We start from the raw sequence: 13932 nt of genomic DNA, 5'->3' as shown, positions 1-13932 counted from the left end.
AGCGTGCGGCGTGACCCCTGCTGCACGCTGGGCAGCCGCAGCGCAGATCATCGATCAGATCACGGCAGGTGAAGCGGCGGAAAAAGCCCTCACCAACTGGGCAAGACGGTCGCGCTTTGCCGGGTCCAAGGACCGTGCCGCCATCCGGGATCATGTGTTCGACATCCTGCGCTGCTGGCGCAGCACCGCGGCCGTGGGCGGTGGAACAACCGGGCGCGCGCGCGTGTTGGGCAGGTTGCGCCAGACCGACAGTGATCCGGAAGCCGTGTTCACAGGCGAAGGATACGCGCTTGCGCCCTTGGCGGAGACAGAAAAACTGGCCGGGACGACTCCCGAGGAAGCAGAATACTGTGACCTTCCCGATTGGTTATTCGAATTGTTCAACAATGACTTACGGGTGAATACGAATGCAGTGGCCGAGGCTTTGCGCCACCGCGCGGCCGTGTTCCTGCGCACCAATTCCCTGAAGACGGATCGCGATGCAGCACAGGTCGCACTGGCCGCCGAAGGTGTGGACACTGTCCCACATGGCCTTTCGCCAACCGCACTGGAAGTGCGCGACGGCGCGCGGCGGGTGGCGCAGTCAGAGGCGTTCAAGACTGGTCTGGTAGAGCTTCAGGATGTGGCAAGCCAGGCTGTCGTTGATGCCTTGCCGCTGACATCGGGGATGCGCGTTCTGGATTACTGTGCCGGCGGTGGTGGCAAAACCCTTGCGATGGTCGCCAGGCTGGGTGGTCCGGTCGCGGCGCATGACGCCGAGCCGCGCCGCATGTCCGACCTGCCAGCGCGGGCAGAACGGGCAGGGGTGTTGATCAATCTGATCGACCATCCAGGACCTGAATATGACCTTGTCCTTTGCGATGTGCCCTGTTCCGGCAGCGGGTCATGGCGGCGCGCGCCGGAAGGCAAATGGCGTTTGACGCCAGAGCGGCTTGAGGCCCTGACGCAGGTGCAGGGTGACATACTCGACAAGGTTGCCGATCTGGTTGGGCCAGAGGGCACACTGGCATATGCGACCTGTTCGCTCCTTTCTTGTGAAAATGAAGATCAAATTGACGCCTTCCTGGTGCGCAATCCCGGATGGGCGTGCGCCTTGCAACATCGATTTGGACTTGAACAGGGCGGCGATGGCTTTTTTGTAGCCACCTTGACGCGAATTTCAGGATAAATTACAACTTTAAGAAGGCGTCGTTTTAAGTGTCGCTTAATCCTCATGCGGTCAAATGGCGGAAACCAGATGTCCCCAAGGGCTGCTTTGATGACTTATTTCGACCGTTCTGCACCAGCGTCCCAACGGCTCTATTCCGCAAAATCGGTTTTACTTGTCTTTGCGCTGACAAGTGGGGTTCTTGCCCTCGTGGCCCCGCATGCGGCGCTGCGTGCGGGTTTCGGCGCGGCGGCAATTGCGTTCGGGGGGGTGTTCCTTGGGTCCGCAATCCTGCACAAATGGCGCGGTCGTCAGCATACAAAAGCTTTGGATAACCTGGCGTTGCTGGTTGAACATGATGTGGCGGCCTGCCTGCTGACGGATCACGACGGCAACATCCTGTCGTGTAACAGGACCGCGCAGAAGACTCTGAAAGCGTCGCGAGGCCAGACGCTGCGCAACATTGTCGGTGGCCACGTCGCCGACGCGTCGGGTTTGATCCACCGGGTCCAAAGCAGCGCGATTGCAGACGGAATTGCGTCTGAAAAGGTCGTCCTGCCGGACAGGCACTTGCGGGTGTCTGCCCATCAGGTGGGGCCCGATGCGCTCTTGTGGCGTCTTGAATTGTTTGAAAGCAGGGATGTCTCGGGTGAGACAGGAAAAGGTCAATATCCGGCCCTGACAATTGGGCGGGGCGGGACGGTTCTTTGGATGAACGGCGCCGCACGCGCCTTGGCCGGGGGACGTGTGCGCACCATTGAAGAACTGATTTCCGATCCCCCTCTGCGTCCGGGTGAGGTGCATCAGATCCAGTCTGACGGTCCCGTCACGCACTATAGTGTCTTCGTTCACGAAGCGGGTGTCGGTCGGGAAGAGGTTGTGCTGATGCCCAAATCCGCATCTGACGCCGCCTCGAATGACGACGCCGGGTTCGAAGCACTGCCTGTCCCGTTGCTCAAGGTGACGCCGAAAGGGCAAATCGTCACTGCCAACCGATCTGCCCGCACATTGCTGCATGCGAGCCAGGATGAAGACAGATGCATCTCGGATCTGATGGAAGGGCTTGGTCGATCCATTCCCGACTGGCTGGCGGACGCAGCAAGCGGAAAAGGCCTGGGGCGCTCGGAATTTCTGCGTCTGACACGCCCCGAACAGGAAGTCTTTGTTCAGGTCACGCTGACCCGCGTTGTGGAAGAGGGGCAGATCCTTCTTGTGGCCGTCCTGAATGATGCAACAGAGCTCAAGAGCCTTGAAGCGCAATTTGTCCAAAGCCAGAAAATGCAGGCAATCGGTCAATTGGCCGGTGGGGTTGCGCATGATTTCAACAATTTGCTGACCGCAATTTCGGGACATTGTGATCTTTTGCTGCTGCGCCATGATCAGGGTGATCCGGAATACGGCGACCTGATCCAGATCCATCAGAATGCCAATCGCGCGGCGGGTCTGGTGGGACAATTGCTGGCATTTTCGCGCAAACAGACGCTGCGCCCGGAACGATTGGACCTGCGCGACATCCTGTCGGACCTCACGCATCTTCTCAATCGACTGGTCGGCGAGAAAGTGATGCTTGACCTGCGCCAGAACCCGGTTCTTCCGGCGATCCGGGCGGACAAGCGGCAATTGGAACAGGTGATCATGAACCTCGTGGTGAATGCGCGCGATGCAATGTCCTCTGGCGGCACGATCCTGATCGAAACCGATGAGCGGGTGTTGGAAAAACCCATGAAAAACGGTCGCGCAAAGGTGCCGGCCGGGGCGTATGTCGTCGTGCGCGTTCAGGACGAAGGCGTTGGCATCCCGCATGACAAGCTCGAAAAGATCTTCGAGCCGTTTTACACAACCAAGCGCACCGGAGAAGGCACCGGACTTGGCCTGTCCACGGTGTACGGGATCGTCAAACAATCCGGTGGGTTCATTTTCGTCGACAGCACGCCGGGCAAGGGCAGCGTGTTCACCCTGATGTTCCCGATCTGTGAAGAACCATTGACGGTTCCGCCCATTGTCCTGGACCCACCCAAAGTGCAGCCAGCGCGGTTTGGCGATGGCGTCGTGTTGCTGGTCGAAGACGAGGCTCCCGTGCGTGCCTTTGCGTCGCGCGCCCTTGCGCATCGCGGGTTCAAGGTGATCGAGGCCGGCAATGCCGAAGACGCTTTGGCGCTTCTTCAGGATGCGGACCTCAAGGTGGATGTCTTTGTCACGGATGTTGTGATGCCGGGGCTGGATGGCCCAAGCTGGGTGCGCAAGGCACGCGCAACCCGCCCCGATGTGCCGGTGGTCTTCATGTCCGGATATGCCGAAGATGTCTTCAAATCGCAGGGCGCACGCATTGAATCGTCGGCCTTTTTGGCGAAACCCTTTTCGCTGACCGATCTGACTTCCATCGTGAGCCAGCAACTGCTCACCTCAGACGCAGAGGTCAAGAACGCGCAAACCCCCTGATCCGCGCAATTGGGATCAACTTGCGCGCACAGGGATCGAGTCCCAAAGCGCAAAGTCCCCTGCGCGGTGGCGACGGACCATGATCTCAACCTCGGGTGACACGGACAGGGACAATCTGGGGGATACGTTTGCGTTTGGTATTTCGGGAAGAGCGCCAAGCCTGCTTTGCAAAAACGCCTGCAACCCGGACTGGTCTTCGTAGCGAAAGAAGTGCGTCACCGCGGTGCCGTTCGGGCGCGCCTCGACAAACTTTGCCTGTGAGCCGACATTGGCGAAGGCGGGTGGATCGGACTTACAGCTTGCCTGCAGGAACGCATCGAATGTCAGCCCTTTGGTCGACGCGGGCCGACCGTCCAGAGCGGGGCGCTGGCGATACCGATACCAGCTGCCCAGCCAGCTGAAGGGTTCGCGAATGACCGCCGCAAGTTCAAGATCAGCCGCCCCCATCTTTTCGAACATGGGCCGGAAAAACCGGTTGTAGCGATAGACCGGCGCATGTTTGAGCTCCGGCGGATCGCTCACAACCATGGAGGCGCGCGCGCCAAGAGCCAGCGTATAGGCGTGCGTCCCGGTCTTTGGCACCGACAGCAGGACCAGACGTTCGTTCCAAAACACCAACATGATTATCGCTCCGCCCGGTTCCGCGCGTTCATAAACCACTCCTTAACCGAAACGCGCAACACTGCCCTTGAAAATAAAAGTTGAAATGTTCGCGTTTTGATCTCATAAAGCCCGAGAACAAGAGGTGAACGAAAGCAGCAATTGCCGCCCCTCTCTGGGTGTGGAATAAGGATCAAAAGCAATGGCAACGGCAGATCTTCTGACAATGGACAGCAAGCGCGACGCGAACAAACAAAAAGCCCTCGATTCGGCACTGGCTCAAATCGAACGCCAGTTCGGCAAGGGCTCTATCATGAAGCTGGGTGGCGAAAACGTCATACGGGATATCGAGTCGACATCAACCGGATCCCTGGGTCTGGATATCGCGCTTGGCATCGGTGGCCTGCCGAAAGGGCGGATCATCGAAATCTATGGCCCCGAAAGTTCGGGCAAGACGACGCTTACGCTTCATTGTGTGGCGGAAGAACAGAAAAAGGGCGGAGTGTGCGCCTTTGTGGATGCGGAACACGCGCTGGACCCGCAATATGCCCGCAAACTGGGTGTTGACCTGGACGAGTTGCTGATTTCGCAACCCGACACGGGCGAACAGGCGCTTGAGATCGTGGATACGTTGGTCCGATCCGGTGCCGTAAGCATGGTGGTTGTGGATTCGGTGGCGGCGCTGACGCCCAAGTCAGAACTCGAAGGCGATATGGGGGACAGCAGCGTGGGCGTTCAGGCCCGTCTGATGAGCCAGGCCATGCGCAAACTCACCGGGTCGATCTCACGCTCGAACTGCATGGTGGTCTTCATCAACCAGATCAGGATGAAGATCGGCGTGATGTTCGGCTCTCCCGAAACAACGACCGGTGGCAACGCGCTCAAGTTCTACAGCTCTGTGCGGCTTGATATCCGTCGCATCGGCGCGATCAAGGACCGTGATGAGGTTGTTGGAAACGCGACACGGGTCAAAGTGGTCAAGAACAAGGTGGCACCGCCGTTCAAGCAGGTCGAATTCGACATCATGTATGGCGAAGGCATCTCAAAGATGGGTGAACTGGTCGACCTTGGCGTAAAGGCGGGTGTCGTCGAGAAATCCGGTGCGTGGTATTCCTACGGGGATGAACGGATCGGGCAGGGGCGTGAGAACGCCAAGACCTTCCTGCGTGAGAACACCAAGCTCGCGCTTGAAATCGAAGACAAAATTCGCGCGGCGCACGGCCTGGAATTCGACATGTCATCGCACGGCGATGATACCGAGGATGACATCGTCGAATCCTGACGACTTGTAGGACGGCGACTGCAGAAACGCCCGGAATCCGGTGACGGGTTCAAGAATATCCCGGACAGGGTGGCTATGTGCCACCCTGTTTCCGTTTCAGCATGACCTCTGCTGTGGACAGCCCCTCTGGCAGGGGCTATTTCAGGCCGAACCGGAAAAGCCCGCCCCACATACCTTTAGGTCAGGTCCCACATGCCCACGCTGAACGATATCCGCTCCACATTCCTGAATTACTTCGAAAAACAGGGCCACCAGATTGTGGCCTCAAGCCCGCTGGTGCCGCGCAATGACCCGACGCTGATGTTTGCGAATTCGGGCATGGTTCAGTTCAAGAACCTGTTCACCGGGGTCGAGCATCGCGACTATCAACGTGCCACCACAGCGCAGAAATGTGTGCGCGCCGGCGGCAAGCACAATGACCTCGACAATGTCGGCTACACCGCGCGCCACCATACGTTTTTCGAAATGCTCGGGAATTTCAGCTTTGGGGATTACTTCAAGGAAGAGGCGATTCCGTTTGCATGGGAATTGATCACCAAGCAGTTCCAGATCCCGGCGGAAAGGCTGTACGTCACCATCTATCACACCGACGACGAGGCATTCGAGATCTGGAAAAAGGTCGGCGTGCCGGAAAGCCGGATCATCCGCATCGCCACCTCGGACAATTTCTGGCAAATGGGGCCGACCGGTCCCTGCGGCCCCTGCACCGAGATTTTCTATGATCACGGCGATCACATCTGGGGTGGCCCTCCGGGCAGCCCCGAGGAAGATGGCGACCGGTTCATCGAGATCTGGAACATCGTTTTCATGCAGAACGAACAGTTCGAAGACGGCACCATGAAGGCGCTCGACATGCAGTCGATCGACACCGGCATGGGGTTGGAGCGGATCGGCGCGCTGCTTCAGGGCAGCCATGACAATTATGACACTGACACGATGCGCGCGCTGATCGAAGCGTCGGCGGACGTGTCGTCTTCGGATCCCGATGGACCGGGCAAGACGCATCACCGGGTGATTGCGGATCACCTGCGGTCGACCTCGTTCCTGATTGCAGATGGTGTGATGCCGAGCAATGACGGGCGTGGGTATGTGCTGCGCCGGATCATGCGGCGGGCCATGCGACATGCGCATTTGCTGGGCTCGCAGGACCCGATGATGCACCGCCTGGTGCCGGCGCTGGTGCGCCAGATGGGGGCGGCCTATCCCGAACTGTCGCGCGCGCAAGCGCTGATCGAAGAAACCCTGCGCAATGAAGAGACGCGCTTCAAGCAGACGCTGGAACGCGGGCTGAAGCTTTTGGACGATGAATTGGGTGGATTGCCCGAGGATGCACCGCTTCCGGGTGCGGCGGCCTTCAAGCTATATGACACGTTTGGATTTCCACTGGACCTGACGCAGGATGCCCTGCGCGAAAAAGGCCGGAGTGTGGACACGGACGGGTTTGACACAGCCATGGCCGAGCAAAAGGCCAAGGCGCGTGCGGCATGGTCGGGCACAGGGGAAGCTGCGGATGCCGCGATCTGGTTTGATCTGGCTGAAACGTTTGGGGCGACCGATTTTCTTGGGTATGACACCGAAGCTGCCGAAGGGCAGATGTTCGCCTTGATCAAGGACGGCGCCGAGGTGGGAAGCCTGTCCGCAGGAGAGAGCGGCTGGATCGTTCTGAACCAGACGCCGTTTTATGGCGAATCTGGCGGCCAGGTGGGTGACTCCGGCTGGCTGCGGCGTCTTGAGAACGAAGATGATCAGGCAGAGGTGACGGATACCCAGCGGATGGGCGGCGGCAAGGTGTTTGCGCATCACGTCACCATCAAACGCGGGACGTTCAAAAAGAACGAAGCGGTCCAGCTCGAGGTGAATCATTCCCGCCGCGCGTCGATCCGGGCGAACCATTCGGCGACCCACCTGCTGCACGAGGCGCTGCGCCGCGCGCTTGGCGATCATGTCGCACAGCGCGGCTCTCTCAATGCGCCGGACCGGTTGCGGTTCGATTTCAGCCACGGCAAGGCGTTGACCATGGATGAACTCAAGCAGGTCGAAGCAGAGGTCAACGCCTACATCCGCCAGAACGCGCCGGTCGAGACCCGGATCATGACACCGGACGATGCGCGTGCGATTGGCGCACAGGCACTGTTTGGCGAGAAATACGGCGACGAGGTGCGCGTCGTGTCGATGGGGGAACAGTCGGGGTCCGGCAAAGGCACCAATGGCAACACCTATTCGCTGGAGTTGTGTGGCGGCACCCATGTGCGCCGAACGGGCGATATCGGTGTATTCGTCACGCTGGGCGACAGCGCATCCAGCGCGGGTGTGCGCCGGATCGAAGCGCTGACCGGGGCGGATGCATTCCGGTATCTGTCCGAGCAGGATCATCGCCTGGCCGAGATTGCGCTGGAGTTGAAGGCTCAGGCCACGGATGTCCCGGCGCGTGTCAAGGCGCTGCTGGACGAACGCAAGGCGCTGTCCAACGAGGTGGCGCAGTTGCGCCGCGAACTGGCGATGGCCGGTGGGTCCGGGCAGGGCGGCGGTGCCGAGGCGCGCGAGATCAATGGGGTGAAATTCCTTGCTCAGGTGTTGTCCGGGGTGTCCGGAAAAGACCTTCCGCCGCTGATCGACGAGCATAAACAACGTCTTGGCTCGGGGGCGGTTCTGTTGATCGCGGATACCGGTGGCAAGGCGGCAGTCGCGGCGGGTGTGACGTCGGACCTGACAGGAACGCTTTCGGCTGTTGATTTGGTCAAAGCGGCCGTGCCAGAATTGGGCGGCAAGGGCGGCGGTGGTCGTCCGGATATGGCGCAGGGCGGTGGGGCATCGGCAGAGAATGCCGACGCCGCCATCAAGGCTGCCGAAGCTGTTTTGGGAGGATAAGACATGCCTGCACTCTGGATTGCCCATGTGACCGTCACGGACCCGGACGCCTACGCGAAATACGCTGAACTTGCGGGACCGGCGATTGCCAAACATGGCGGGCATTTCATCGCCCGTGGTGGGCGGTATGTGCAGCTTGAAGGGCAGGAACGGCCACGCAACGTGGTGGCCAAGTTTCCGTCGGTCGAGGCTGCGGAGACCTGTTATCACAGCGCCGAATACCAGATCGCGCTGAACCACGCCCGCGACGCGTCCAAGCGCGAATTGCTGATCGTCGAAACGACGGAATAGCGCCAAACGAAAGCGGCGCACACCGGATGGTGCGCGCCGCTTTTTTTCCGGTCTTGAACCTGAAAAGCGTCAGTTGCCTTTCGACATCCGCTTGCGTTCATGCGGATCAAGATAGCGCTTGCGCAGGCGGATCGAATTCGGCGTCACTTCTACCAGCTCGTCATCGTTGATATAGGCAATCGCCTCTTCCAGAGAGAGCGTGATCGGCGTGGTCAGACGCACCGCGTCATCGGTGCCGGAGGCGCGCACGTTGGTGAGTTTCTTGCCCTTGAGCGGATTCACCTCGAGATCGTTTTCGCGGCTGTGCTCGCCGATGATCATGCCGGTATAGATCGCTTCCTGCGCGCCGATCATCATGCGGCCCCGGTCTTCGAGGTTCCACAGGGCGTAGGCCACGGAGGTGCCGTTTTCCATCGAGATCAGAACACCAGCGCGACGGCCCGGAATCGGACCCTTGTGTGGTGTCCAGCCGTGGAACACGCGGTTGAGAACACCTGTCCCGCGTGTGTCGGTCAGGAATTCGCCGTGATACCCGATGAGGCCACGCGACGGCACATGCGCGATGATGCGGGTCTTGCCGGCACCGGCGGGGCGCATTTCGACCAATTCGCCTTTGCGCGGACCTGTCAGTTTTTCGATCACGGCGCCGGAATATTCATCGTCCACGTCAATTGTGGCTTCTTCGACGGGTTCCAGCATCTTGCCGTCTTCGCCTTCCTTCATGATCACCTGCGGGCGCGAGATCGACAGTTCGAAGCCTTCACGACGCATGTTTTCGATCAGAACACCCATCTGGAGTTCGCCACGGCCCGACACTTCGAAAGCTTCGCCGCCAGGGGTGTCCTTGATCTTGATTGCGACGTTGGATTCCGCCTCTTTCATCAGGCGGTCGCGGATCACGCGGGACTGCACCTTCTTGCCGTCACGACCCGCGAGCGGGCTGTCGTTGATGCCGAACGTGACGGTGATGGTGGGCGGATCAATCGGTTGTGCCTCGATCGGTTCGTCCACCGCCAAGGCGCAGATCGTGTCGGCCACAGTGGCCTTGGACATGCCTGCAAGGCTGACGATATCGCCTGCCAGCGCTTCTTCGATGTCTTGCGGACCCAGACCCCGGAACGCCTGAATCTTGGTGCAGCGGAACTGTTCGATCTTCTGGCCAATGCGGCTGAGCGCCTGAACGGTCTGGCCAACCTTGAGACGACCGGATTCAACGCGCCCTGTCAGGATGCGCCCGACAAACGGATCAGACCCCAACGTGGTCGCCAGCATGCGGAAATCTTCGTCCTGATGTTTGATCTGCTTCGGCGCGGGGACGTGATCCACAACCAGTTTGAACAGCGCATCAAGGTTCTTGCGCGGTCCTTCCAGCGTGGTGTCAGCCCAGCCGGACCGGCCCGAGGCGTACATATGTGGGAAATCAAGCTGGTCTTCGTTTGCATCGAGGTTCGCAAAGAGGTCGAAGCATTCATCCAGCGCACGGTCGGGTTCGGCATCAGGTTTGTCGACCTTGTTCAGCACCACAATCGGGCGCAGCCCCAGGGCCAGTGCCTTGGAGGTCACAAACTTGGTCTGTGGCATCGGGCCTTCTGCGGCGTCCACCAGCAGGACAACACCATCGACCATCGACAGGATGCGTTCCACCTCGCCGCCGAAATCGGCGTGGCCGGGAGTGTCGACGATGTTGATGCGCGTGCCTTTCCATTCGACCGAGGTTGCCTTGGCCAGAATGGTGATGCCGCGTTCGCGTTCGAGGTCGTTGCTGTCCATGGCACGTTCGGCCACAGCCTGATTGGCGCGGAACGCACCGGATTGTTTCAGAAGCTCATCCACCAAGGTCGTCTTGCCGTGGTCAACGTGAGCAATAATCGCAATGTTGCGAAGGTCCATGTCTTTATCTCGTGCAGGAATGATTTGGCCGGGGGTTACAAGGCCCAGTCCGGGAACACCAGCGAAAAAGCCCGCGCATTTTTGTGTTGCCGCAGAGAGACCACAGAGGCCTCACAGGACCGTGACACGGAACCGGCAATAATGCTCTGATGCCGTGGGGTTTTTCGGCGGGGAACAGCCTGAAACCAGGGTGCGCGCGGGATGTTGAGGCGCTCCCATTGAAACCAGTCCAAGACATCCGACGTTGATCCAACGAGGCGCAGGACACAGCCGTGTTCTGTGGTCGCAGCAAGAGACAAACCCGAGAGAAAGGACATCTCATGAAACGATTTCTATTGAGCACGGCCGTTTTGGCGACAGCCGGTTCCGCAGGATATGCGGGCAGCGCTGACACCGCAGTGGTCGAGCCGATGGTTGTAGAACCGGTGGCCGCCGCCCCCGCCCCAATGGGGAGTGACTGGACAGGTGGCTATGGCGGTCTGAGCTTTGGCAACTTGTCCGCAGACGCAGATGACTTTGACGACAATGAAAGCGTCTACGGGGTTTATGGCGGTTACGACTATGACTTTGGTCAATTTGTCGTTGGTGGCGAACTTGACTACCAGACCGGCGACAGCATCGAACTGGGTGGCATCGAGGTTGACGACATCCTGCGTGCGAAAGTCCGCGGCGGTTACGATCTTGGCCGTACACTGGTTTACGGCACGCTTGGCGCGGCACAGCTGAACACCAATGTCGGTGACGACACCGGTATTGTTGGCGGTCTGGGCGTTGAATACAAGGTAACCGAGCGGTTCACCTTGGGTGGCGAATACCTCGCACACAAATTCGACGACTTTGACGACACTGGCGTTGACGTCAACGCGGACACAGTGTCTCTCCGGGGCAGCTTCCGCTTCTAACGTCTGCTGCTTTTCGTAAGGCACTGAAACGCGCACCTTCCCTCGGGTGCGCGTTTTTTAGTGCATGGCGGTGCCTGAAAAGAGGTTGATCACCACGATTCCCGTTATGATCAGGGCGATGCCCAGAATGGCCGCCATATCCAGTTTCTGACCGAAGACCGCAAAGCCGATGATCGCGATAAACACGATCCCCATGCCGGACCACATCGCATAGGCGATACCCACCGGAAACGTCTTGAGCGCAATGGCCAGCAGGTAGAACGCGGCACCATAGGCCACCACCACGATGACCGACGGCAAGGGGCGGCTGAACTGTTGGCTGGCCTGAAGCGCGGTTGTGCCGATGGTTTCCGCCAGAACGGCGAACATGAGAATGAGATAGGGCATGGCGACCTCCTGACCGACCGGGTCTTATTGGCGCATCAGCGGCCGGGGGGCCAGCCCCCGAACCGTTATCTGCTGTCAGTGCAGGTGAATGTTGAACCGCGCGCGGATCGCTGCATCGACATCGGGCGCAAGACGGGCGCGGGCGGGTTTCGACAGGATCATCTCCTTGCGCTCGGTCGCCTTGTTCACCAGGATCGGTTGCCCCTGTTCAACCCATTCCTTTGGTGAGGATCTGTTGCCAAGTGCCGGATAGACGTAGTCGCGCTGCATCCGGTTCAGCGTGTCATCGCTGCCAAGGTAGTGGCCCGGACCGCCAAGGCAGGTGGCGCGCATGACCTCAATGCTCAGATCGTCCTCGGTCACGTCGATGCCGCGCACACAGCGCAGCGCCTGGCCGATCAGGTCATCGCCAAGGATCAGGCTTTCGTGGCAGAAACCGAGAAGCGACGCATGCATGCCGGCGGCCTCGTAGACCATGTTGAGGCCCGACAGCCCCGCCATGACGTTGGAACACATCTGTTCCCAGCCTGCCTGCATGTCCGGCAGCTTGGCGTCGGCAATCCCCGCCGCAGCACCGCCGCACAGCCCGTAATAGCGGTGCATCTGCGCGCAGCCCGCCGTCAGCAGCGCCTGTTCGCCCGACCCCCCGGACATCGCGCCCGTGCGCAGGTCGGACACGAAGGGCCATGTGCCGAAGATCACCGGATAGCCCGGCGCCATCGCGTTGACATAGACGACGCCCGCCAGACATTCCGCAACCGCCTGCACGATGGCTCCGGCGATCGACGCGGGCGCGGTGGCCCCGGCCTGACCCGCGCTGAGCAGCAGAACCGGCATGCCACCCCGAATACAGGCCTCCATGACCTGACAGGCTTCGGTGGCGAATTTCATCGGCGGCACGACAAAACAGTTGGAGTTCGACACAAACGGTCGGGCGCGCCATGCGTCCTCGCCGCCCGCGATCAGGTGCAGAAGTTCAAACGCATCCGGCACGAAAGACGGTTCTGTAAAAGACACGCCGACATGTTTGTAGGTGCCCGAACAGCAGGCGTAGATGGTATTGAGATCCATCTCCTTGTTGTCGGGAATGTCGCGCGCCACCATCGGGCGTTGCAGGAAATGGATGTTGTCCAGTTGGTCCGCGATGCGGGCAGCATCATGCAGATCCTGAACCGTGCTTTCGCGGTAATGGCCGGTGTCCACATCGACCATATGCACCGCCGCACCGGCGGTTCCGTAATGCACCCGCGTGCCCGACAGGTCGAGGTCATAAAGCGGATCGCGGCCGCACAGAGTGACCGATCGGTTGGCGAAGGCCAGCATGTCTTCGACCAGCGCGCGCGGAAAGCGGATGCGGCCATCGTCGCCGAGGATCGCACCGGCGTCGGTCATGATCTTGATGCCCGAAGGCGGTGCGTCGCACAGGCCGATTTCTTCAAGCGCAGTCAGGGCGGCGTTGTGGATGCGGTCGAGATCCGCCGCATCAAGCGGATCATAGCGACCACCGGACATGCCCGGGCGGATCGGGCGCAGGTTGTCGGCCAGCGGGTTGGCACGCGCATGACGCCGGGCAGCACGGCCACCGGCGCGACGAGGGGACAGATCGGTCATGGGAAAACTCTTTTGAAGGGGATGGGGACGGTGACGGAAAGACCCCGATCAGGGCCGTCCGCGTGCCGCGCGTCCCCGTCGCGCCCCGATGGTGCGCAGAACAAGTGTCAGGGCGGAACGATCACCGCGCATCTGCTTCTCCGTCATGTTGCGGAAATGCTGCCTTCAGCGATGCGTGCAATCTGTGCTGATTGCGACAATGTGTCGTTTTTGACAGTTTTCTGAGCAGAACAGAGTCAGGACCGCGCCACATACCTGTCGCGGCGGTGGTTCACCGTGACGATCATGTTCAGAATCACCGCCCCCAGAAGCGACCAGATCGCCACGGGCGCGGGCAGAATCCAGAAGGCCAAACCGAACACGAAGACATCGAACATCAGTTGCGTGTTGCCCGCCTGAATGCCGCGCGTGTCCTGCAACCATAGCGCAACGATCCCGACACCTCCCAGCGTCGCCCCGTGCCGGAACAGCGACAGCAGACCGATGCCCGCCAGCACACCGCCCAGCACGGCCCC

11 protein-coding genes are annotated in these 13932 nt (G+C 60.2%); 6 read left to right on the top strand and 5 right to left on the bottom strand.

The genetic code is table 11. From position 1 onward, the window contains the following. The first annotated feature begins 10 nt into the window (after positions 1-10). On the top strand, positions 11-1168 hold the full coding sequence (locus ACTIEN_RS13440; RefSeq protein WP_439523661.1) for an RsmB/NOP family class I SAM-dependent RNA methyltransferase: 1158 nt from the start codon (positions 11-13) through the stop codon (positions 1166-1168). Positions 1169-1258: 90 nt separating this feature from the next. Continuing rightward, complete coding sequence (locus ACTIEN_RS13435; protein WP_439523660.1) at positions 1259-3586, top strand: hybrid sensor histidine kinase/response regulator; 2328 nt, start codon at positions 1259-1261, stop codon at positions 3584-3586. Positions 3587-3601: 15 nt separating this feature from the next. Here the strand turns inward: ACTIEN_RS13435 and ACTIEN_RS13430 are convergent, their stop codons facing one another. Then, entirely contained in the window at positions 3602-4207 is a 606-nt protein-coding gene (locus ACTIEN_RS13430; protein ID WP_439523659.1) for a gamma-glutamyl kinase, read from the bottom strand. Between the two features lie 181 nt (positions 4208-4388). Here ACTIEN_RS13430 and recA point away from each other — a divergent pair, with 181 nt between their 5' ends. The 3 genes from recA (at position 4389) to ACTIEN_RS13415 (ending at position 8627) form a co-directional block, all read left to right on the top strand. Beyond that, positions 4389-5468 carry a recombinase RecA gene (gene recA / locus ACTIEN_RS13425; RefSeq protein WP_439523658.1) on the top strand — a complete coding sequence of 360 codons (1080 nt, stop codon included), beginning with the start codon at positions 4389-4391 and terminating at the stop codon, positions 5466-5468. Between the two features lie 192 nt (positions 5469-5660). Beyond that, positions 5661-8336, top strand: coding sequence for an alanine--tRNA ligase (alaS, locus tag ACTIEN_RS13420; RefSeq protein ID WP_439523657.1), 2676 nt, complete (start codon positions 5661-5663; stop codon positions 8334-8336). A gap of 3 nt (positions 8337-8339) precedes the next feature. Beyond that, positions 8340-8627 carry a DUF1330 domain-containing protein gene (locus ACTIEN_RS13415; protein ID WP_439523656.1) on the top strand — a complete coding sequence of 96 codons (288 nt, stop codon included), beginning with the start codon at positions 8340-8342 and terminating at the stop codon, positions 8625-8627. 69 nt (positions 8628-8696) lie between these two features. Here ACTIEN_RS13415 and typA read toward each other — a convergent pair whose 3' ends face one another. Continuing rightward, the gene (gene typA / locus ACTIEN_RS13410) at positions 8697-10517 is read right to left on the bottom strand and encodes a translational GTPase TypA (RefSeq protein WP_439523655.1); all 1821 of its coding nucleotides are present in this window, start codon (positions 10515-10517) and stop codon (positions 8697-8699) included. 320 nt (positions 10518-10837) lie between these two features. Here typA and ACTIEN_RS13405 point away from each other — a divergent pair, with 320 nt between their 5' ends. Further along, positions 10838-11419, top strand: a complete 582-nt coding sequence (locus tag ACTIEN_RS13405) for an outer membrane protein (protein ID WP_439523654.1) — start codon at positions 10838-10840, stop codon at positions 11417-11419. Between the two features lie 57 nt (positions 11420-11476). Here the strand turns inward: ACTIEN_RS13405 and ACTIEN_RS13400 are convergent, their stop codons facing one another. From ACTIEN_RS13400 to ACTIEN_RS13390, 3 genes are all read right to left on the bottom strand, one after another. Further along, on the bottom strand, positions 11477-11806 hold the full coding sequence (locus tag ACTIEN_RS13400) for a DMT family transporter (RefSeq protein WP_439523653.1): 330 nt from the start codon (positions 11804-11806) through the stop codon (positions 11477-11479). 75 nt (positions 11807-11881) lie between these two features. After that, positions 11882-13417 carry a trimethylamine methyltransferase family protein gene (locus tag ACTIEN_RS13395; RefSeq protein ID WP_439523652.1) on the bottom strand — a complete coding sequence of 512 codons (1536 nt, stop codon included), beginning with the start codon at positions 13415-13417 and terminating at the stop codon, positions 11882-11884. A 236-nt stretch (positions 13418-13653) separates the two neighbouring features. Continuing rightward, a partial coding sequence (locus tag ACTIEN_RS13390; RefSeq protein ID WP_439523651.1) for a YitT family protein occupies positions 13654-13932 on the bottom strand: 279 nt, incomplete at its 5' end.

This window comes from Marivita sp. (assembly GCF_051859345.1).
In the GTDB taxonomy this organism is placed as follows: domain Bacteria; phylum Pseudomonadota; class Alphaproteobacteria; order Rhodobacterales; family Rhodobacteraceae; genus Marivita.
The sequence above is the reverse complement of the archived record's forward strand: the minus strand, read 5'-3'. Positions and strand labels throughout refer to the sequence as shown.